Source organism: Stenotrophomonas sp. YJH_SMC_101-4, from assembly GCF_059370395.1.
This window is the reverse complement of record NZ_JCAFTP010000001.1, coordinates 1215446-1236353: the sequence shown is the minus strand read 5'-3', so window position 1 is coordinate 1236353 and position 20908 is coordinate 1215446. Positions and strand designations below refer to the sequence as shown.

The 20908-nt window shown below is 64.6% G+C and carries 20 protein-coding genes and 1 tRNA gene; 10 read left to right on the top strand and 11 right to left on the bottom strand.

Annotation, left to right across the window (positions count from 1 at the left end):
- Positions 1-231: 231 nt before the first annotated feature.
- Positions 232-1584: an undecaprenyl-phosphate glucose phosphotransferase gene (locus AC5P8D_RS05640; protein WP_414614397.1), complete on the top strand. Its 1353-nt coding sequence runs from the start codon at positions 232-234 to the stop codon at positions 1582-1584.
- A gap of 110 nt (positions 1585-1694) precedes the next feature.
- Entirely contained in the window at positions 1695-2129 is a 435-nt protein-coding gene (locus tag AC5P8D_RS05635; protein WP_029550852.1) for a low molecular weight protein-tyrosine-phosphatase, read from the top strand.
- 66 nt (positions 2130-2195) lie between these two features.
- Here the strand turns inward: AC5P8D_RS05635 and AC5P8D_RS05630 are convergent, their stop codons facing one another.
- From AC5P8D_RS05630 to AC5P8D_RS05605, 6 genes are all read right to left on the bottom strand, one after another.
- Positions 2196-4385, bottom strand: coding sequence for a YjbH domain-containing protein (locus tag AC5P8D_RS05630; protein ID WP_414614398.1), 2190 nt, complete (start codon positions 4383-4385; stop codon positions 2196-2198).
- Complete coding sequence (locus AC5P8D_RS05625) at positions 4385-5137, bottom strand: capsule biosynthesis GfcC family protein (RefSeq protein ID WP_414614399.1); 753 nt, start codon at positions 5135-5137, stop codon at positions 4385-4387. The genes AC5P8D_RS05630 and AC5P8D_RS05625 overlap by 1 nt, the downstream gene beginning before the upstream one ends.
- Positions 5138-5140: 3 nt before the next feature.
- Entirely contained in the window at positions 5141-5764 is a 624-nt protein-coding gene (locus AC5P8D_RS05620; protein WP_019338477.1) for a YjbF family lipoprotein, read from the bottom strand.
- A 61-nt stretch (positions 5765-5825) separates the two neighbouring features.
- On the bottom strand, positions 5826-6935 hold the full coding sequence (locus AC5P8D_RS05615) for a polysaccharide biosynthesis/export family protein (RefSeq protein ID WP_049436285.1): 1110 nt from the start codon (positions 6933-6935) through the stop codon (positions 5826-5828).
- 80 nt (positions 6936-7015) lie between these two features.
- The gene (locus tag AC5P8D_RS05610; protein ID WP_019338479.1) at positions 7016-7366 is read right to left on the bottom strand and encodes a hypothetical protein; all 351 of its coding nucleotides are present in this window, start codon (positions 7364-7366) and stop codon (positions 7016-7018) included.
- A gap of 84 nt (positions 7367-7450) precedes the next feature.
- Positions 7451-8089 (bottom strand): phosphatase PAP2 family protein, encoded by a 639-nt coding sequence (locus AC5P8D_RS05605; protein WP_414614400.1) that lies wholly within the window; start codon positions 8087-8089, stop codon positions 7451-7453.
- A gap of 118 nt (positions 8090-8207) precedes the next feature.
- Here AC5P8D_RS05605 and AC5P8D_RS05600 point away from each other — a divergent pair.
- A tRNA-Arg gene (locus tag AC5P8D_RS05600) sits at positions 8208-8284 on the top strand.
- A gap of 623 nt (positions 8285-8907) precedes the next feature.
- On the opposite strand, the gene AC5P8D_RS05595 is transcribed toward AC5P8D_RS05600, so the two are convergent.
- Complete coding sequence (locus tag AC5P8D_RS05595; protein ID WP_191851215.1) at positions 8908-9798, bottom strand: dihydrodipicolinate synthase family protein; 891 nt, start codon at positions 9796-9798, stop codon at positions 8908-8910.
- 147 nt (positions 9799-9945) lie between these two features.
- Between AC5P8D_RS05595 and AC5P8D_RS05590 the strand changes: the two genes are divergently transcribed.
- Positions 9946-10410, top strand: a complete 465-nt coding sequence (locus AC5P8D_RS05590; RefSeq protein ID WP_241885965.1) for a GNAT family N-acetyltransferase — start codon at positions 9946-9948, stop codon at positions 10408-10410.
- A gap of 7 nt (positions 10411-10417) precedes the next feature.
- On the opposite strand, the gene AC5P8D_RS05585 is transcribed toward AC5P8D_RS05590, so the two are convergent.
- Positions 10418-10975 (bottom strand): GNAT family N-acetyltransferase, encoded by a 558-nt coding sequence (locus tag AC5P8D_RS05585; RefSeq protein ID WP_414614401.1) that lies wholly within the window; start codon positions 10973-10975, stop codon positions 10418-10420.
- Positions 10976-11121: 146 nt separating this feature from the next.
- On the opposite strand from AC5P8D_RS05585, the gene AC5P8D_RS05580 reads away from it, so the two are divergent.
- Entirely contained in the window at positions 11122-12015 is an 894-nt protein-coding gene (locus AC5P8D_RS05580; RefSeq protein WP_125437590.1) for a helix-turn-helix domain-containing protein, read from the top strand.
- Here the strand turns inward: AC5P8D_RS05580 and AC5P8D_RS05575 are convergent.
- Positions 11963-12793: a universal stress protein gene (locus AC5P8D_RS05575; protein WP_043397173.1), complete on the bottom strand. Its 831-nt coding sequence runs from the start codon at positions 12791-12793 to the stop codon at positions 11963-11965. The genes AC5P8D_RS05580 and AC5P8D_RS05575 overlap by 53 nt on opposite strands.
- 171 nt (positions 12794-12964) lie before the next feature.
- Here AC5P8D_RS05575 and AC5P8D_RS05570 point away from each other — a divergent pair, with 171 nt between their 5' ends.
- Positions 12965-13531 carry a TetR/AcrR family transcriptional regulator gene (locus AC5P8D_RS05570; protein WP_049486979.1) on the top strand — a complete coding sequence of 189 codons (567 nt, stop codon included), beginning with the start codon at positions 12965-12967 and terminating at the stop codon, positions 13529-13531.
- A gap of 31 nt (positions 13532-13562) precedes the next feature.
- Here the strand turns inward: AC5P8D_RS05570 and AC5P8D_RS05565 are convergent, their stop codons facing one another.
- Both AC5P8D_RS05565 and AC5P8D_RS05560 read right to left on the bottom strand, forming a co-directional pair.
- Entirely contained in the window at positions 13563-13922 is a 360-nt protein-coding gene (locus AC5P8D_RS05565) for a response regulator (RefSeq protein WP_010482617.1), read from the bottom strand.
- Entirely contained in the window at positions 13912-15075 is a 1164-nt protein-coding gene (locus AC5P8D_RS05560; RefSeq protein ID WP_414614402.1) for a two-component system sensor histidine kinase NtrB, read from the bottom strand. Before AC5P8D_RS05560 ends, AC5P8D_RS05565 begins: the two co-directional genes overlap by 11 nt.
- 150 nt (positions 15076-15225) lie before the next feature.
- Here AC5P8D_RS05560 and AC5P8D_RS05555 point away from each other — a divergent pair, with 150 nt between their 5' ends.
- The 4 genes from AC5P8D_RS05555 to AC5P8D_RS05540 are packed head-to-tail and all read left to right on the top strand — an operon-like array spanning position 15226 to position 20853.
- Positions 15226-18327, top strand: a complete 3102-nt coding sequence (locus AC5P8D_RS05555) for a response regulator (RefSeq protein ID WP_049453146.1) — start codon at positions 15226-15228, stop codon at positions 18325-18327.
- Entirely contained in the window at positions 18324-19148 is an 825-nt protein-coding gene (locus AC5P8D_RS05550) for a CheR family methyltransferase (protein ID WP_010482611.1), read from the top strand. Before AC5P8D_RS05555 ends, AC5P8D_RS05550 begins: the two co-directional genes overlap by 4 nt.
- Positions 19148-19723 carry a chemotaxis protein CheB gene (locus tag AC5P8D_RS05545; protein WP_241885946.1) on the top strand — a complete coding sequence of 192 codons (576 nt, stop codon included), beginning with the start codon at positions 19148-19150 and terminating at the stop codon, positions 19721-19723. The genes AC5P8D_RS05550 and AC5P8D_RS05545 overlap by 1 nt, the downstream gene beginning before the upstream one ends.
- Positions 19720-20853: a hybrid sensor histidine kinase/response regulator gene (locus AC5P8D_RS05540; protein WP_010482609.1), complete on the top strand. Its 1134-nt coding sequence runs from the start codon at positions 19720-19722 to the stop codon at positions 20851-20853. Before AC5P8D_RS05545 ends, AC5P8D_RS05540 begins: the two co-directional genes overlap by 4 nt.
- The last annotated feature ends 55 nt before the right edge of the window (positions 20854-20908 follow it).

Here is a 20908-nt window from a genome sequence, read left to right as displayed (position 1 = left end):
AGACTTCATCCACAATTCCTCCACATTTGATTGACACAACCTCGACGATTCCGTGCTGGCTGGGGAGTCCGCGCACGTGGACGCAGACAATTCCGCGTCCCGTCGAGCCGAGAATGGAGAAGTGCGTTGCTACAGGGATCAGTAGAAGACCTTTCCGCAGAGCGGGCCCGGGCTGGCCGCCGCCGCGTCGAAGCCCGGGCTGCCTTGGAGTTGGGGCTACGCCTGGGCGACATGTTGCTACTGCCAGGCATGGCAGTGCTTTCCCATATCGTGTTGTATGGAGCAGCTGCGCCGGACTCCTCCCAGCGAATCGTGTTTGGCGCGGTGATTCTCAGCGCCATCGTGTGTTTCTCCGTGGCGCCGCTGTATCGGAACTGGCGCATCCGGGGGCTGCTCGCTGACCTCTGGCTGCTGTTGCTGGCGTGGTCTGCCACCTTTGCGCTGTTTTCGCTCTACGTCGTGCTGGTTGGGCTTGCCGACGTGGTGCCCTCGACATGGCTGATTGGCTGGTACGCCTTTGGTCTGGCATCGATGGCGGCGCTGCGCGTATTGCTGAGAGTGCAGTTGCATCGCCTGCGCTCGCGCGGAATGGACCACGAGCGCATCTTGCTGGTTGGGCTAAGGGCTCCCGCTTTGAGGTTGCATCGCCTGCTGCGCGGGAAGCCAGAGCTTGGCAAGGACGTCATCGGCTACTTTGCCAGTGCGGGCGATATCGCCACCCGCCGCGGAGGGGACGCGCCGTGCAGGCTGGGGCGACTGGAAGACGTCCCGCAGTACATGGATCAGCACCGCGGCGAATTCGATCAGGTATGGGTGTCTCTGCCGATGGGGCATGCTGGCGCCATCAAGGACATGCTTAAGCAGATCGAGCGTTTTCCGGTGCCTGTGCGTCTGATTCCTGATACCACGGGCCTTGGGGCGCTGAACCCTGGTGTGCACCAGGTGGGTGATGTGCCGATGATCGGTGTACGCCAAGGCTTGGTTGATCATCGATTCCGCTTGTTCAAGCGCGTCGAGGACATCATGGTTGCAGGCGTGGCAGTAATCCTGCTGGCGCCTTTGTTTGCCGTGTTGGCCATTGGTGTGAAGCTGAGTTCTCCGGGGCCGGTGCTGTTCCGCCAGAAGCGCCATGGACTGGGCGGAAAGGAATTCTGGATGCTCAAGTTCCGCTCCATGCGCGTACATGCAGAGGGCGCCGGGCAGATCACCCAGGCGACGCGCGGTGATCCGCGAGTGACCCGGTTCGGTGCGTTCCTGCGTCGCAGCAGCCTGGATGAGCTGCCACAGTTCTTCAATGTGCTGGGCGGGAACATGTCGGTGGTGGGGCCACGGCCGCACGCGATCCAGCACAACGACCACTATGAACGGGTGATCGAACGCTACATGCACCGTCACTACGTCAAGCCTGGAATTACTGGCTGGGCGCAGGTGAACGGGTTGCGCGGTGAGACGCCGGAGCTGCGCTCGATGAAGAAGCGCGTCCAGTACGACATCGATTACATCCGGCGCTGGAGTCCGACGCTGGATGTACGGATCATTTTGATGACGGCCTTCAAAGTGCTGGGCCAGAAATCGGCATACTAGGCGAGGCTGCTGCCGGCATGTGGCGGCACGTTCGGATGGAAGTGCCCGGTCTGTAGGGGCGGCCAGGTGTTGCGTGCCATGTATTGAAGAATTGATGGAAGCCGTTGTCCGTGTTCAAGAATATTCTGGTTGTGTGTGTCGGCAACATCTGCCGTAGTCCGTCGGCGGAAGTGATGCTGCGTGAGGCTGTGAGCGGCAGGGGCATCACGGTGTCCTCGGCCGGGCTGGGGGCCCTGGTCAATCATGGTGTGGATGCCACCGCGCAGGCGCTGTTGACCGAGCATGGCCTGGATGGCAGCAGCCATCGTGCGCGGCAGATCGACCGCGGCATCCTGGCAGCTTCGGATCTGGTGCTGGTGATGGAGCGCAAGCATGTCCATCGCATCATCGAAATCGCGCCGGAGGCGTCGGGCAAGACCTTCCTGCTGGGAAAGTGGCAGTCCGATCGCGAGATTCCCGATCCCTATCGCCAGCAGCGTGCTGCATTCGAGCACGTCTACACGCTGATGGATGAGGGGGTGAAGAGCTGGGTGCGTTACCTTTGATTGCACAAGCTCTTTGAAGTTGCGCTGCAGACGAATGGCCGGGAGCCGTCAGGCTCCCGGCTTTTGTCATTCCCCGACGTTACGCAGATTGTCGTAGAAGAAGCGCTCGTCGCGATCACCAGTCATGCCGTACAGGCCGTACTTGCGGCCGAGCATGGCGCCACCATCGCGGATCAGCGGGTTCCAATTGAAGGCCGCACGGCCACGCGTGGAGCGTGGCAGGAATCCATCGAGCGGAATGCTGAAGTAGATGCCCTTGTCGAAGCTGCCCTCACCGAAGTCGCGCGCCGAGACATTGGTCTTGGTCGCATACGCGCCCATTGTCACGCCGTTGTCGAATACGCGGGCCAGGTCCAGAGTGGCGCCCTTGTCGCCGGCCAGATACTGGCCGACCGATAGCGAGCCGATGATGCGTTCACGGGCGTCGAAGGCGTAATAGAACGTGGCGTGGCCGGTGGTGATGCGGTAGTCACGAAGGCCCCAGTGCTGGTCATAGTCGCGCTGTTGCACCCGGTTGAGATTTGCGCCAACCGCCCAGCGCTCGCCGCTTGGGCGATACAGCAGTTCGCCGCCGACGCCAGCATACATCCACTCCAGGTAGCCTGCGTAGGCGATGCCATACAGGTCCGGTGCCAGCCGCCCGGCGATGTTGGCCTGCAGGTTGGGCAGCATGATGTCGGAGGTGGTCAGGTACTGGCGGATGTCGGTACGTACACGCGGCAGGCGGCTTGGGGCGTTGTACTTGAACTTGTGGTAGTTGTTGGTGACATCGGCACTGATGGTGCCGGTCAGCCAGATGTTGTCGCGCAGGAACAGGCTGCCCGTATAGTTGGCTGCGACCTGGTACAGAATGAAGCCATCGGGGCCGCCAAGGTTCTGCCGGTAGCCGATGTTGAAGCCGCCGCCGAACGGGTTGCGCTTGGGTGTGTAAAGCGTTTCGCGCGCGCGCGCGTCAGGCGCCTGCAGTTCCGTGCTCCGTCGCAGTACGTCTTCGCTGACGGTGCCATCCAGGTATCCCGCGAACGCTTCGCGGTTGATCGACAGATCGGCGATCGGCATGCCCACGCGGGTGGTACGCAGGGTGAACCAGTTGTAGTCATCGCCGGTCGCGTTGGCAAGAATGCGCGTGGCGCGTCCCAGGCCCTTGGCGGCATGCAGGTAGCGGGTCTGGTAACCGTCGACATACAGTTCGTCGCCGCGGCGCGAAATGCGTTCGACACGGAAGCCGGCATTGCGCTGCAGCTCGGTGCTGATCGCTGCCCAATCGGTGCTGGTGCCAGGTGCGGCACCAGAAGCGTCGCTGTTGGCAACTGATGCGCGCTGATCGACGGCGGCCGTCTCGGGCAGCAGTCGCTGCGGTGGCGGGTCGAACGGCTTCGGTGCAGCAGGCGCATTGCCCGGGTTGCCACGCAGGGTGAGCGAGAACATCGCCGCGTCGCCGCGCTCCCAGGCTGCAGTCAGCTCTACATTGCGGTTTGGCACATAGACCAGGCCCACGTTGACGGGCGTGCGCTGGCGCAGGTTGTTGTTGCGGGGTTCGCGGCGGTAGTCGTTGCCGTCGTATTCGACTTTGAGCAGCAGCTCATCCATCGGCGTCTGGTAGGTGATGCCGCCAAAAACGCCAACTGGCCCCTTGAACATGTTGCTCAGGCCGAACTTGCCGGACTGGGTGATGTCACTGTTGGCAATGGAGCGGCGGTCCTTGAAGCGATCATCGATAGCGCCGAGTGGATTGGAGAAGTCGCCGCGGTTGCCAATGTAGCCGGTGGCAAGTCCGATCGACGCATCGATCGGACCGAAATTCTTGTTGGCAACCAGGTATTCGCTGGAAAAGAATCCAGTGCCACCCAGATCGCGCACACCAAAGGCCAGCTCCGGCAGCAGGCGTGATTCCTGCCATAGGCGCAGTTTGAAGTCGATCGACTTGTCCTTGTAATGCTGATCGCCTGCAACGCTGGGCCCGTACAGTAAGTTATTGACATTGATGTAGCGGAATGACGCCTCCAGCCATGGGAATGGCTGCATGGTCAGGTTATAGCGGGCGTACGGAGCGTTGTATGACGCCGTAAAGCTCAGGTCTCCGTCGCTTGCCATGCGCGCGGTAGGCGTCTGCAACAGGCCGATCCCGCCCCATTCGTTGGCGGTGGGTGGCGGCGCCTCCTGTGCATGCAGCGCGCAGGACAGCGACAAGGCGAGCGCGCTCAGTGCGAAACGGGCGGGGCGCACCGGGTGCGCGCGCAGGCAGGGCTGGGTCATCACGGATTGATGGGCTGGGTGGCGATGAACGTGGCGAAATCGCTGTTGAACAGCGGGTCGATATGCTTGATGAGGGACGCACGTACGGGCACGAAGACCGTACCTCCAGGCGCGACAGCTTGGGGATCTGCGCGGTTCCACAGGCCGATACCCAACTGCTGGATTCGCCCGTCGGGTTGAATCACGTAAATATCGTTGCGGTCGGCAAGAGGACTGGGATGACAGTCACGCAGATAGTCGCGTGCATCGCGCTGCGGGACGTGCGGCAGCTCGCATTCCTGCTCCACTGCGCCCATGACGGTGATCGTGCGTGGCTGCAGTGGGAACCGCAGCCTATCGCCTGTGGCTAGTACCGGGTTGTTCGCGGGCTGGACCTGGATCAGTCGGGCGGGGCCGGTGATGGGTGTCCGGCCGGTGGCCGGATGTGTCTCCAGCCAGGTCTGCAATGCCTGCGCGAGCGTGACCACCTGTGCGTCGGCAGACTCTGCCAGCTGCCCGGCGCCATACTGCAGCCCTGCGCGCAGCCGCACTTGGTCCTTCAGGGCGTGTGGGCGTTCGAGGCTTGTCCCCAGGAGGTAGGCGTCGGTGTTTGGGCGGGCTAGCAGTAGCCCGTCGGCCAGACGGGCGCCAGCGCTCAGCTCGTACTCCCCGGCTGCTTCGACGGCACCTTCAATATGTATCTGCGCGGCCTGGACGCCAGTGGCAGCAAACAGCGCGGCAAGGATTGCCGGGTTGGGAAATCTGAACGTCATGGCTCAATCCTTGGCCGTGCGATAGGGTTTGAGCTGGGTCAGTTCTGCGACGCGGCCGGGTGCCAGATGTTGTCGGCTTTTCCAGATGAAGCCCGTGACCGGATCTGCCCAGTAGACATTGCGGCCACTCATTCCGCCGCCCTGTAGCCGCTCGTCGAACCGCTGCAGGGTTCGACGCGAACCCAGTATGTCTACCTGCTCCAGTGCACCCCTGCTCAGTGTGCCGGTCACGGCGACGTCGACCTGGTAGGCGGGAACCCAGTCATAGCGGCGTTGCACCGTAACGGGCGCGGTCACTGTACGCAGGTCCTCGAACGGCGAAGGGCCATCGATACGCGCATGCCATTGCTGCCCCAGGCCGCTGCCACCCAGCAGCAGGCCGTGAGCGTCCATTTCGAACACCGCATGTGAGCCTGCGAACCACTGCTGGCGGCCTCCATCGATGTAGCCCAACACCGCCACTGCGGTGAGGTCAGGAGTTTCTACCTGCATCTGTGGGAAGCGGTTGTTGGCCACGCCTTCTGCGGTCGCCTGCGCCGGGCGATGGGTGATCAGCCGGAAGGTGTCCACTGTGGAACGGCTGCCGGTGGTGCACCCGGTGAGCAGCAGGGCGGCGACGATGACCATCAACACCGCGCCATGGGCCCGATGTGCTGGGCAGTGGCAAGCCGCATCCATGCGAGCCATGTCAGTTGTCCTTGATTTCGGTTCCGGTACGCGCCGCGTTGTACAGGATATTGGTGAAGGGCAGCAGCTGATTTACGAATCGGTTCCAACGGCTGACGCCGGCTGCGCCGACAAATACCACGTCGCCCGGCTGCAGATGGAACTGGCTGCCGGCAGCAAATGCGGTCGGCGAGCGCGCCTCCAGCTGATAGACCATCGACGGCTCCTGCTGCAGGTCCGTGCTGCCGCGGATGACATACACGGCGTTGCCGTTTGCGGTCTGTTGAAGCAGGCCGCGAGCACGGCCCAGTGCCTGGTTCAGCGAGACATCGCCCGTACGGAAGCTGTAGGCGCCAGGCTGATTGACTTCGCCCACCACGAAGATCTCTTTGCGATCCAGATAAGGGACGAAGATGGAGTCGCCATCCTTGAGGAGCAATTGGCGGCCGCCAAACTCGCGGGCCAGGGTTTCCAGATTGATCGTGTAAGTGGTGCCTTCCCGGCTGAGCTGGATGCCGGACAAGTCGGCCTGCTGGTTGTCCAGTCCGGACTGGCTGATCGCATCCGCCAGCGTCAGCGGCGAGGTGCCCAGAGCAATCGGTGAGGATCGCTGGGCAGCGCCTGTCACCCAGACCCGCTGGCTGCCATAGGTGAGGACGGATACGTCCACTTGGGGCGATTCCACGTACTTGGCCAGGCGGGTGCTGATCTCCTCGCGGAGCTGCATCGGCGTCTTGCCTGAAGCTGTGACCTTGCCGATGTATGGGTAGAACATCGTGCCGTCACTCTGCACAAGGCGCCCTGCCAGAGCACCTTGCTGCTGGGGACCGGCCGGCACGGTCAGTTCCGGGTGATCCCATACGGTGACATAGAGAATGTCGCCGGCGCCGACCGTGTACGGTGCCGGCTGGTAATCGAACAATGCAGCCGGCAGTGAATTCTGCGTACGCGCGGCGTTTTCCTGCGCGATCAGCTTCGGCGTGATGGTGACGATTTCCAGCTGACCATCGCCGCTCTTGCGGTCAACGGCGACGTCGCTGCGGCGCAGGTGCTGTCCCGGCGCAAGCGCACAGCTGGACAGTGCCAGTGCGGTCAACGCAGCGGCAAGAAGGCGAGGGGTGATGTTATTCATGGGAATGAGAGTCTGGCAGGCATAAAAAACCCCCGCCGGGCCGCGCCCGGCGAGGGCCTGAGTGGTACGCGGTGCGCTGATCAGCCGCCGGTGCCGCCGGTGCCGCCCGTACCACCGGTGCCGCCCGTACCGCCGGTGCCACCCGTACCAGGGCCGCCCGGACCCGGGCCGCCCGGATCAGTGCCGCTGCCGCCGTCATTGCTGCCGCTCGTGCTGTCGCCGCCGATGCTGTAGGCAACGGCAGCGGCGGCCACGCCGATTACGGTGGTGCCCACGACTGCAGCGGTCGAGACGCCAGCAGCTTCTGCGCCGGCAACTTCAGCCGCAGTAGCCTCCGTGCCGGCCGTAGCCTGCGCTTCCTGCGCGAAACTCATCATCGGGGAGGCGGACAGGGCCGCCAGTGCCACAACTGCGATCGTCTTCTTGAACATGGGAGGCCTGCTCCGTCAGGGGAAATTCCTTTCACATATTCTGCGGATGAACCCTTGCTGTCAAGATTTGTGAAAACTTCGTGCCTAATGATGGCTTCTGTCTGGCGACGAATTGCCGCGTAGATTCTGGCGCTCGAATGCCTGCGTGCGGCCGGACAGTGTCTTCGCAGCGGCCTTCACGAGGTCATGAGTGTGTAAATCTGCGAGCAATATCGGCGTGGTCATGGCGGCGGCAATGGTCAGCAACGCGGCGCGGCCATGCACCGCCAGGATGTTGCCCAGCGTCTGTCCGTGACGCAGCACCCAAGCCGACGCAGCCAGGCCGAGGCTGAGTCCTATGATGATCTCGGAGGGGGAATGGGCCCGCAAAGGCAGTCGAGAGTATCCGATCGCGACTGCAAGCCCCGCGCCAGCGACGGCCCAGGCCCGCAAGTGTCGGCTGCGGCCGCTGGCCAGCAGCCATAAGGTCACGGGATAGAGCACGCTGGACATGGCGGCATGCCCGGAGATGCCGGTGAAATCCAGATGCTCCAACCCGAAACCCCAGCCCATGAAGGCGATCTTGCTGGCCAGAGTGGTCGCGGCGACTACAATGATTGCCGTTGCCCAGCGCCATAGTAGGCGGCGGTGAGAGGCTGGCAGGAACAAGGCGAGTACAGTGGCAAGCGGAAACAAGGCGCGGCTGTCGCCGAGCGCAGACAGGCTCTCCCAGAAGGTCATCATGCGGCGACGGTATAAGTGCAGGGGGGGGATGTGCGCAGAATACTGGTGCTGGACGTCCTGCAGAACGCCCAGCGCTTGGTCCATTCAGCTGGACGCGGTATCCTGTGCCGCTGCCAGTGGCCCCGTAGCTCAGCTGGATAGAGCGTCCCCCTCCTAAGGGGAAGGTCGCCCGTTCGAATCGGGCCGGGGTCACCATAAGTCAATGGCTTGCGGCATTTGGCCAGCTTGCAGATTGTCTTGAAGCGCCAGTTGCTCCCACAGGTGCGGAATGCAGGCGCTGCGCGGAAGTTCGCTGCGCTGATGGTGTGGACCTCCGCTCATTTCAGGCGGCCCGCAGCTTGCACTACTGTGGTCATTCATCCCGGCTTCTGTCGCGGAGGGCGAGGAATGCGGCAATTGCGCTTGCAGCGACGCCAAGCAAAAAGCCGAGGACCATTCCGTCGAACCAACTCAAGCTCGCCACGTTGCCCCCATGCAAAGACTGATGCGCGAACAGCGTTCTGCTGCTTGTGTTGTACTGCGAAGGGGCAAAGGTATGGTCCCGGGCTTTCGCGGGCCTTACAGAGAACAATTCGCATCTTGGTGTCGCGAATCCCAGGTGATCTGCAGCAACAGATCTTCGCGGTTGTTCCGGGGCGCGTTCACCGTGCGGCTGACGCGGTAGGCCTCCATCACGTCCCCAGAACGGCACCGTGGTCAGATAGCCGCCATGTGTTAAACCGCCCAGATCATGGCCGCCTACCAGGATAAGGTCGCCCGTTCGAATCGGGCCGGGGTCACCATTCGGCACTGCTGCATTGCAGTCGCTGGCTGGAGTTCTATAGCAACCCCAGCCCGCCCAGCACCGTCGCCACCTCCTCGCGCTCGCCACCACGCAGCCCCTGCAGCGGCAACGGCATGCAGTTCTCGCCGCACAGCCCCAGCAGGGTCGCCGCGCAGGCCATGACGCGAATCCCGCCAAACCGGTCATACAACGACCACAGCGGCGCCAGTCGTGCCGAGAGGGCAATGGCACCCTCGGCATCGCTGTTTCCCACGGCCCGCACGATCTGCAGCGCAACCTCAGGGAACAACCCTGCTGTCACCGAATACCAGCCATCGCACCCCGCCAGCAGTCCAAGCACCGCCGAGGCGTCACCACTGACGCCCAGCGTCACATGCGCAGGAACGCACGGACGGAGTGGAGCAACGCGCGCGGCCACCTCAACCGGATCATCAGCAAGGCGCGGGATCTTGATCGAGGCGATGTTGGGCAGTGCGGCGATCCGGCCATGCAGCGCATCGGTGAAGCGGAAATGCGTGGTGCCCGGATTGTCGTAGACGCAGATCGGTGTGCGCACCGCTGCGCATACGGTTTCGAACAGCGCTTGCACCTCATGATCCTTCAGGGGCTGGTAGGACACGGGGGCCAGCAGCAGGCCAGCAGCACCCGCATCCTCCGCATCCAGCGCCAGTGCCAGCACATCGCGGGTACGCAGTGCACCGATGCCGGCGATCACCGGTACGCCCCCGGCATGCGCGAGTGCTTCGCGCAGCACCCGCTTGCGCTCGGGCTTTTCAAGATAGGCGTAGCTGCCCGTAGAGCCCAGGACGCCCATTGAATCAACACCGGAATCAGCCAGGCGCTCGATCAGGTGCGCAAATGCCCGAAAGTCGATGCCGGCTTCAGAGAGCGGGGTCAGGGGAAACGCGCTGAGGCCATTGAACATGGGATCTCCCAGAACTGGGATGGGTTGGGTGCCACCGCGCCTGGGGCGTGACGACTGGACGTCTGGAATTGTTTATTGTCCTATGACAAAACTCAAGTGCGGCCATGCAGCGTGTCTATCCGGTGCAAATGGCGCACCATGAATGTCATGGAACCGAACCTTCGCCCCGTCCAGCCTTCGAACTACGCCACCGTCGCCAGCTGGCCCGAATCCGCCGGGGCCACCCAGCGCTGGGCAGGCCCGGGTGTGCCGTTTCCACTACCGCCGGAGCGGTTCGCGCAGGTGCTTGAGCTCGAGGTGCGCCCGGGCTGGGCGCTGCTGGACGAGCAGGGTGTTTGTGTTGGATTCGGTCAGTACTGGATGACCGCAACCGACACGGCGCACCTGGGTCGCATCATTGTTTCCCCACTGGCACGCGGGCGCGGCCTTGGCCGGCTGCTCGTTCAGTCCTTGAGTGCACAGGCGCTGCGCGGAAGCGGTATCCAACGCCTCACTCTGAGCGTCTATCGTGACAACACGGCCGCCGTGGCCCTGTACCGCGATCTCGGTTTCCAGCAGGTTGAAGCGTCCTCAACGCCGGAACTTCTGTTCATGCGGCGCACGTTGGCCTGAACTCTGCTCAGGCCGGCGAGGCGGCCTGCAGGGCACACCATTGCTCCCGGGTGATGCGGCTGATGTGCTCGGTACGGTAGTCGCCAAGGAAGCTGTTGAACTTGTTCAATTCGGTATGGTGATGCTGGAAACCGCATTTGCTCTGCGCGGTGAGCGATTGCAGGTTATCAGCGAAGTAACCGCACCACAGCGCTTCCAGCTCCAGCTCCAGGAATGCATGCCGCATCACTTCGCGCACCGCTTCGGGGACCAGTCCGCGGCCCCAGTACGGTACGCCGATCCAGTAGGCGATCTCGCCTTCGCGGTCGCTGATCTCGAAGTTGCTGTCAGCGCCGATCAGGATGCCGACACAGCCGATGGCGCGGCCGTCTTCGCGGTTCTGCAGAGCGTAGACCTCCGGCTGGTTGAAGACGGTGCGGATGATTTCGGTACTTTCCTCGACACTGGTGTGCACCGGCCAACCGGCGATCGGACCCACGCGCGGGTCGCGGGCGTACTCGTACAGATCGGCGGCGTCGGTGTCTCGCCAGGGGCGAAGGATCAAGCGTTCGGTGTGCAGCTGCATGTCGATTCCAAGGAGACAAAGTGAGCGCACAGGCTAGGTCGCCAGGCGCGGCCGGCCCAGAGTGGGACCTTGATGGTTTCGGTACTTTTCACAACTGATGGTCGAGCCCGGGTATGCTGGGGCCCGGAATACCGCCGGATCGGCCCATGGACCGCGTACCCCAGCTTCTGGACCAGGACGAATCCATGCGGCTGGAGGTCAGTACGCTGGCCGAAGGGCAGGGCGTCCCGTTGTCGTTCGGTCACGCCTATCTGGCGGTACTGGTATGCGTCTCGGGGCGCGCGCGCTTTGCACTGAATTTTCGTGAAGTTGCGGTGCAGCGTCATGATGTGCTGGTGCTGGCAGAGGACACGCTGGCGCTGCTGCGGCATCGCTCGCGCGGCTTCCTGGCGATGGTCTGCCTGATGCCCAAAGCGCTGGCATCGGAGGTGGCCTATGTGTTGCCCAATGCGCTGTTCCAGTTCCTGCACGAACAGCCGCACTGCCGGCCATCACCGTTGGATGTGCCGTTGCTGCAGGGATGGTTGCAGCTGATGATGGACGCGCAGCACAACGGTGGACGGCATCGCCACGTGATGCTGCGCAATCTACTGCAGAGTTTCTTCCTGAAGATGGCCACGTTGCTGCCGAAGCAGAAGCGGGCGCCCGCGCAGGTCAGCCGGCGCGAGCGCCTGGCCTGGAGCTTCTGGGAGCTGGTCGGGCAGCGCAGCACGCGCCAGCGTGACGTGCAGTCCTACGCCGAGGCGCTGTGCATCACCCCGTTCTATCTTTCGCAGCTGACCCGCGAGTGCTTCGACGAGACGCCGAAGGCATTGATCGACCGTCAGGTGGTGCTGGAGATCAAGGCACTGCTCACCTACAGCGAATTGCCGATCGGTCGCATCGCCGAGCGCCTGTGTTTCGAGGATGCGTCCTACCTGTGTCGCTACTTCCGGCGGCATACCGGTCAATCGCTGACCGGCTACCGCCGGTCGGGGCAGGGCGGCACTAATGTGATACGAACAGCGGCGCCGGTACTTCGGCGAGCAGATCCTCGGTGACTCCGCCGAGCACGCGCTCGACCACCCGGCTGCGGCTGTAAGGGCCCAGCACCAGCAGGTCTGCGTCGGCATCGAGTACGTGCTGGCGGATGGTTGCGGCAACGCCGCCCTGGCTCGAACTGATCGTCTGGATCTCCACCTCAACGCCATGCCGCGATAGATGCTGGGCCATCTCTGCGCCGGGTGTGGCCTCGGCCTTGGGCGTGTCGACCATCAGCAGGTGCACCGCTTGTGCACGCGCGAGCAGGGGCAGCGCATCGGCCACCGCGCGACGTGCCTGCTTGCTGGCATTCCAGGCCACCACAATGCGATGGCCGACCTGATCGCCCTGCCAGTGCGGCGGCACCAGCAGCATCGGCACGCCGGTCTGGCGCAGGGTGCCCAGCGGGTGCCAGCCAGAAGGGGCGCCGGGAGTACGCGGATAGCCGGCGATGATCAGGTCGCAGTACAGCGACTGCAGGGCCAGGTCGGCGCCGCCCAGATAGTCCGAGACGATGCGCAGTTCGGTGCTGATCTGCAGCGGCTCGGACACGGCTCGCAGGTTCTGCATCAGCTGTGCGGTGCAGGCGGCATCCGCGCGCGCCTCATGGTCGAGCGCGGCGGCGATGCCGGCGCCGCGCGCGAAGCCGTTGGCGATGTCGGTGGGATGCTGGGCGGTGGAGACTGCGACCAGATGCGCCTGCTGCGCCTGCGCCAGATCGGCGGCGATGTTGAGAACGCGGTTCCCGGTGTCGCTGGCGTCGAACAGTACAGCGATATCGCGTAGTGGATGCAGCATGGCGTTGTCTCCTTCGATGCCTGTGACGCGTTCCCTGTCGCGCACCGACCCGGGTGCACCGGACGCACACCCGTTTTAGCGCATTGGTGATTCGGATGAATCATCCGTGATTCAGTTTATTAATTGATGATTCATGCTAGCGTGAGGGTGAACCCACACCTCAGCGCTTTCATGCGACCTGCCGCAGCACGCACCCGCCGCGACCTGCACCACGCCCTGGCAGCCACCCTGGTCAGCCATCCGCGCTGCACGCTCAGCGAACTGGCGCAGGGGGCAGGCATCAGCCGGGCCACGCTGTATCGGTTTGCACCAACACGTGAAGCAATAGACGAAGCACTGTTCGCCGCAGGCTTCGAGCGTCTGGAAGCGGCGGCGGTCTGGTTCGACGAGGGCGGTGATGCACGCCACGTGCTGGAGCAGGTCACCGCCACGCTGCTGGCGGACTGGGAACTGGTGACGCTGCTGTTCGCGCGGATGATGGAAGAGCAGCAGCGCCAGGGCGACCTGCATCTGCTGCCGGAGCGCTGGGCGCCGATCGGCGAGCGCTTCGAGGCCTTTTTCCTGCGTGGTCAGGCGGCCGGAGAGTTCAACGTCGGTTTCACCGCAGTGTGGCTCGCGGACTTCTACTGGACCTGTTTCTACGGCATCACCTGGTCACTCGCACGTGGTCGGCTGGCGCCGGCCACGGCGGCCTCCACGCTGCTCGCGTCGTTCCAGCGGGGGGCGATGAAGGATTGACCGCAGGGGCTTGCTGCCGGGGCGCCGTGGCTTACGCTTGCTTCAGCAGCTGCACCAGCTGGCGCAGCCGATACGGCTTGGGCAGGAACTCCACCTGTTCCGGCAGCGGCGGCAGCTGCGAACGGGCATAGCCGGACGACAGGATCATCCGCGCCTGCGGTTGTTCGCGCGCCACATGCTCGCTCAGCTCGATGCCGGACATGCCGTTGGGCATGCTGACGTCGCTGAACACTACGTCGAAACGTGCCTCCCCCTTCAGCAGGGCGGCGGCCTCATGCGCGTCAGCGGTCGTGGCCACATCGATGCCAAGGTCGCGCAGGGCCAGGCCGATCATTTCACGCAGATCGGTCTGGTCTTCCACCATCAATACGCGGATCGGGTCATCGGTCATCGGCAGGGTCCTCCATTGCGGGGAGCAGCAGGCTGACCGTGGTGCCGACACCGGGCGTGGTGGACACGTCGACGAAGCCGCCGCTCTGGGTAGTGAATCCGAACACCTGGCTCAGGCCCAGGCCGCTGCCCTTGCCGATGTCCTTGGTGGTGAAGAAGGGCTCGGTGGCCCGTTCGGCGATGTCGGCCGCCATTCCGTGGCCATCATCGCAGACGCTGAGCGTGACATAGCCCCGTTGCAGCGTGGAGTCCGCATCCGGGTCGAGCCGATGCTCCAATGCGGTGCCGATCAGGATGCGGCCGCCTTCGAGGGTGGCATCGGCGGCATTGGCCACCAGGTTGGCCAGCGCAGCCTGCAACTGCATCGCATCGGTGTTCACCAGGGGCAGGCCGGGTGTGAGCCGTAGCTCCAGCAGCACCGCAGGCGGACAGGCGCGCTGCAGGTCCGGCAGCCCTTGCAGTACCAGGGCATTGATGTCCAGTGGCTCGCGGATCAGCGTCTGGCCGGTGCTGAACGCCAGCAACTGGCGGGTCAACAGCGCGCCGCGGTCGGTGGCTGCCTGTGCAGCATCCAGCAGCTCGGCGGCACGCGCATCGTCACCGCTTACACGCAGTGAGAGCAGGTCCAGCGCGTTGCCGATGGTGGTCAGCAGGTTGTTGAATTCGTGTGAAAGGCCGCGGCTGAGGCGGCCGACGGTTTCGAACTGCTGGGTGTTGCGCAGCGCACGCTGGGCGTCGCGCAGCAGTCGTTGTGCCTGCCACTGCTCGGTGATGTCGCGGGTGATCTTGACGAAGCCGAGCAGCTCGCCTGCCTCGACGACCGGCTCGATGACCACGCTGGCACGGAACGAGGAGCCATCGCGACGTACCCGCCACCCTTCACTGGCAACGTGGCCATGTTGAGCTGCATGGCGGAGCAGGCGCTGCGGTTCACCTGCCTCACGATCGGCAGCCAGATAGAAACGGCCAAAGTGCGTGCCTATCACTTCATCGGCTGAATAGCCCTTGATGCGCTCCGCGCCCGGGTTCCAGCTGCAGACCATGCCATCAGGATCAAGCAGGTACAGCGCATGGTCGCGCACGCTGTCGATCAGCAGTCGCAGTTGGCGGGAAGTGTCCGTCAGCACGGACGTCGTAGAGGCGGCAGCGTCCACGTGGAAATGAGCATTACCCCTGGGAGGGACGTGAAGCTAGGCAGTGCAGTGTGAAGAGTGTGTAGAGGCATGGCACGTGCCATTCGTACTGTGCGGCTGAATACGACACGGGGTACCATCTCCCACCTTTATTTGCTGGAACCGACCTGCATGCGTCCTGGTGCGACCACGCGTGACCGCTGGATCTGGATGACCTCCGCCGTGCTGCTGGGGGCGACCATCGCCCTGGAGCTGGTGGTTCCACTGGGCTATGCCGTCTGGCTCGCCTATTTCCTGGCGGTGGGCGTCACGGTGTTCCAGCGTAGTGCACGCGCGCCGTTCATCGTGGCTGTGCTCGCCTGCGTCCTGCTGGTCATCGGGTTCAACATCGCCCCGGCCAGCTCGAATTCGGCGTTCTCGCTGGTCAACCGAAGCATCGGCGGCTGTGCGTTCCTGATGATCGCGCTGATCGTTTCCCGCGCGATCCAGGCACGCCGGGATGCAATGCGGGCGTTGTGGCTGCAGGAGGCCGAAAACGCGGTGGCGATGAGCCTACGCGGCGACCTCGGTCCCGAGCAGATCGCCGAGGCCGCGGCAACCAGCCTGGGGGCCCAGCTGCAGGCGGATGTCGCCGCCGTCTACCGCCTGGAAGGGGGGCGACTGCAGCTGACCGGTGGCCTGGCATTGCCGTCCGGCATGCCGGCGTCGCTGGCATTGCAGGAGGGCGTGGCCGGGCAGGTGGCGCGGGACGAACGCATCCGCCACCTGCACGGGGGTGACGATTCGGTGCTTGAGCTGCAGACCAGCCTGGGGCGCTTGCCGGTGCGCGAGCGCATCCTGGCGCCGATCAGCAGCGATGGTGCGGTCGTGGGCATCGTTGAACTGGGACGCACCCGCGCCGGCGAACAGGATCGACTCGATGTCGAGCTGCTGGAGCGCTGTGCAGAGACCATCGGCATGGCGCTGCGCGCATCACTGCTGCGTGCACAGTTGGTGGTGCTGCTGGAGGAATCCCAGCGCCAGGGCGAGGAGCTGCAGGCTCAGCAGGAAGAGCTGCGCGTGGCCAATGAGGAGCTGGAAGAGCAGAGCCGCAGCCTGCTGCAGTCGCAGAGCCATCTGGAAGAACAGCAGGCCGAGCTGGAACAGAGCAACGTCCAGCTGGAAGAGCGCACCCACGAGCTGGAGGCGCAGAAGCAGGCGCTGCTGGTCGCGCAGAGCCAGCTGGTGCGCAACAGCAACGAACTGGCCGCCACCTCGCGCTACAAGTCCGAGTTCCTGGCCAACATGTCGCATGAACTGCGTACGCCGCTGAACAGCTCGCTGATCCTGGCCAAGCTGCTGGCCGACAACAAGGACGGCACGCTCACCGAAGAACAGGTGAAGTATGCGCGCGCGATCCTGTCGTCCAACAACGACCTGCTGTCGCTGATCAATGACATCCTGGACCTGTCGCGCATCGAGGCCGGCCACGTCGAGCTGGCCGATGAAGTGGTGGTGACGGACAGCGTGCTGCAGCGCCTGCGCGAGACCTTCGAGCCGATGGCGCGGCAGAAGGGCCTGGCCCTGCAGATCGAGGCCGATGCGCTGGCGCCGAGCCAGCTGGTGGTCGACAGCCAGCGCCTGCAGCAGATCCTGAAGAACCTGCTGGCCAATGCGGTGAAGTTCACCGAGCATGGAAAGGTCAGCCTGCACGTGCGTGCGGGCGGCCAGGGCCGCATCCGGTTCGAGGTCTGCGACAGCGGTATCGGCATTGCCCGCGAGCAGTTGCAGGTCATCTTCGAGGCGTTCCGCCAGGCCGATGGCAGCACCCGCCGCCGCTACGGTGGCACCGGCCTGGGGCTGTCGATCTCGCGCGATCTGGCCGAGCGCATGGGCGGCAGCATCCAGGTCGACAGTGAACCGGGCCGCGGCAGCTGCTTCATCCTGGAACTGCCGTTGCAGGGTGCGCCCGCATCGAACGCCACTGACATCTCTGCGGCGCCCGTGGCGGCGCCCGCCACGGCCACTGTGCCGGCGATGCCGGTACCTGCAGCGGCCGCGGTGGCGCCGACCACGACGGTGCCCAGCGTGGCCGATGACCGCGGTCGTCGCCAACGCGCTGGCCGCTTGATCCTGGCCGTTGAGGACGACGCCACGTTCGCCGAAGCGCTGGTGGCCCTGGCCCATGAACTGGACTTTGACTGCGTGGTGGCCGGAACCGCCGAAGAGGCGCTGACCCTGGCCAGCGAACTGCGCCCGAACGGCATCCTGCTCGATATCGGCTTGCCGGACGTGTCCGGCCTGAGCGTGCTGGAGCGGCTGAAGCGCAACCCCGATACCCGGCATATCCCGGTGCACGTGGTCTCGGCGATGGACCGCAGCCAGGTGGCGCGCGAGCTGGGCGCGATTGGTTTCGCGATCAAGCCGACCACGCGCGAGCGTCTGGTGTCGGCCATCGAGCAGCTGGAGCAGACCAGCCAGCGCGACGTGCGGCGTCTGCTGATCGTCGAGGACGACAGTGAGCTGCGCCACAACCTGGAACTGCTGCTGGGCCGTGATCAGCTGCAGATTGTCGCGGTGGGCACTCTGGCCGGTGCGCTGGAGCAGCTGAGCACGGTCACGTTCGACTGCATGGTGATGGACCTGTCGCTGCCCGACGGCAGTGGTTACGACCTGCTCGAGCACATGGCCGGCAACGATGATGTCGGCTTCCCGCCAGTGATCGTCTACACCGGCCGTGCGCTCAACCGCGAGGAAGAGCAGCGCCTGCGCCGCTACTCCAAGAGCATCATCATCAAGGGCGCGCGCTCGCCCGAGCGCCTGCTGGATGAAGTGACCCTGTTCCTGCACAGCGTGGAGGCCAGCCTGCCGACCGACCAGCAGCGCCTGCTGCGCGAGGCACGCCGCCGTGACACCGTGCTCGATGGACGCACCGTGCTGCTGGCCGAGGATGACGTGCGCAACATCTTCGCGCTGTCCAGCGTGCTCGAGCCGCTGGGCGTGACGCTGGAGATCGCGCGCAACGGCCAGGAAGCGGTGGATCGCCTGGCCGAGCGCGACGTCGACCTGGTGCTGATGGACATCATGATGCCGGAGAAGGATGGCCTGGCCGCGATGCGCGAGATCCGCGCGCAGCGTCACCTGCAGGACCTGCCGATCATCGCGTTGACTGCCAAGGCGATGCCCGATGATCGTGAGCGCTGCCTGCAGGCCGGTGCCAACGACTACATCGCCAAGCCCATCGACGTCGACAAGCTGGTCTCGCTGTGCCGGGTCTGGTGCTCGCGGCAATGAACGAACAGGCCCTGTTCGACCTGGAACTGAAGGTCCTGCTGGAGGCGCTGTACCAGCGTTACCACTACGATTTTCGAAGTTATGCGGTGTCATCGCTGCGCCGGCGCATGCGCCAGGCGATGCAGCGCTATGAGTGCGAACGGCTGGTCGATCTGCAGTACCGGCTGCTGCACGAGCCGGAACTGTTCGCCCAGGCCATGCAGTTCTTCACCGTGCAGGTCTCGGAGATGTTCCGTGACCCCGCGTACTTCCGTGAGCTGCGCGAGCAGGTGGTGCCGGTACTGCGCACCTATCCCTCGGTGAAGTTGTGGGTGGCCGGTTGCAGCACCGGCGAGGAAGTGTGGTCGCTGGCGATCCTGCTGCACGAAGAGGGCCTGCTTGATCGCAGCATCGTCTATGCCACCGACATCAATCCGGCCGCGCTGGCCACCGCCGAGGCGGGTGCCTATGGCATCGACCGGATGGCCCAGTTCAGCCGCAACTACCTGGCTGCCGGCGGCACGGCGTCGCTGTCCGACTACTACGCCACCGCCTACGATGGTGCGGTGTTCGACCGCCAGCTGCGTCGCAACGTGGTGTTCGCCGACCATAGCCTGGCCACCGATACCGTGTTCTCCGAAGTGCACCTGGTGTCGTGCCGCAATGTGCTGATCTATTTCAACCGCGATCTGCAGGACCGCGCCGTCGGCCTGTTCCGCGAAGCGCTGGTGCACCGTGGCTTCCTTGGCCTGGGCAGCAAGGAGTCGCTGCAGTTCGGGTGCCACCATGACGCCTTCGATGTCTGTTCGCGCGAGCATCGCCTGTACCGGAAGGTGGCCTGATGGCGTTGCCGGCGCGTCCAGCCGTGCTGGTGATCGGCGCGTCCGCCGGTGGCGTGGCCGCCTTGCAGGCGGTACTTGGTGCACTGCCGGGTACGCTGCCCGTACCGGTACTGGCCGTGCTGCACCTGCCGCGTGACCGTACCAGCCGCATCGCCGAGGTGCTGGCGCCGTACTGCGCGTTGCCGGTGCGCGAAGCCGAAGACAAGCAGCCGTTGCAGCCGGGCACGGTGACGTTCGCGCCGCCGGATTACCACCTGCTGGTGGAGGACGAGGGATCGGTGGCGTTGTCGGTGGATGCGCCGGTGCTGTTTTCCCGTCCGGCCATCGATCCACTGTTCGACTCCGCTGCTGCAGTGTTCGGCGGGCAGGTATTGGCCCTGCTGCTGACCGGTGCCAGCAGCGATGGCAGTGAAGGCGTGGCTGCGGTGCGCGCCGCCGGTGGCCGTGCCTGGCTGCAATGTCCCGAGGAGGCCGAGGCATCGATGATGCCGGCCTCCGCCCTGCAGTATGCCGGCGCCGATGCCGTGCTGCCCCTTGAACTGATGTGTCGCCGCCTGAAGGAGTTGTTTGCATGAACCTGTTGCCACCGGACCCTGCGCAGCCGCAGACCCCGGTCAACCTGCTGATCGTCGATGACGTGCCGCAGAACCTGGTAGCCATGCAGGCCCTGCTGCAGCGAGAAGGGGTCAACCTGCTGCTGGCCGGCTCGGGTGCGCAGGCGCTGGAGTTGCTGCTCGAGCACGAGGTGGCATTGGCCCTGCTTGACGTGCACATGCCGGAGATCGATGGCTTCACCCTGGCCGAACTGATGCGCGGTTCGCATCGCAGCCGCGACGTGCCGATCATCTTCCTGACCGCCTCCCCGGATGATCCCCTGCGCGTGTTCAAGGGCTACGAGAGCGGCGCGGTCGATTTCCTGCACAAGCCGGTGGCGCCACAGGTGATCCTGAGCAAGGTCAATGTCTTCATCGAGCTGTACCAGCAGCGGCAGCTGCTGAAGGCGCGCAACGAGGCGCTGGAACGCGCGCTCAAGCTCAACGAAACGATGGCCGCGGTACTGACCCACGACCTGCGCACGCCGCTGTCGGCCATCCTGCTGTGTGCCGACAAGCTGGCGCTGGATCTTCCCGAAGACAACACTGGCGCGCAGCAGACGCTGCAGTACCTGGAGGCCAGCACCCTGCGCATGGCACGCATGGTCGAGCAGTTGCTGGACTTCTCGCGGATCCGCAGCGGTGGCCTGCGCCTGCAGGCCAGTGCCTGCGACCTGGCCGACGTGACCCGCGCGGTGGTGGCTGAGGCGGGCAGTGCGCATGGGGCAGGCCGGATCCATCTGGACATGCACGGTGATACGCGGCTGCAGGGCGATCTGGACCGTCTCGGCCAGGTTGCCGCCAACCTGGTCGGTAATGCGCTGACCCACGGCAGCGAGGCGAGGGTGGAGGTGGACGGGCGCGACCCCCGCAGCGTGCTGTTGCGTGTGAGCAACGCCGGCCGGATCGACGACGCGCTGCTGCCGCGGTTGTTCGAGCCGTTCAAGGCCAGCTTCCACCAGAGCAAGGGCCTGGGGCTGGGTCTGTACATCGTCGATCAGTTCGTGCGCGCGCATGGGGGGCGTATCGCCGCGCGCAACGAGGCCGGGCAGGTGGTCTTCGAAGCCCTGCTGCCGAGGCGCGTCGAGGGGCTGCCTGCAGCAGCAACCTGAATTCTTCAGGAAACGCCCGCGGGTGTTGAGACGGACTCGTCCGCAACTGCTACCG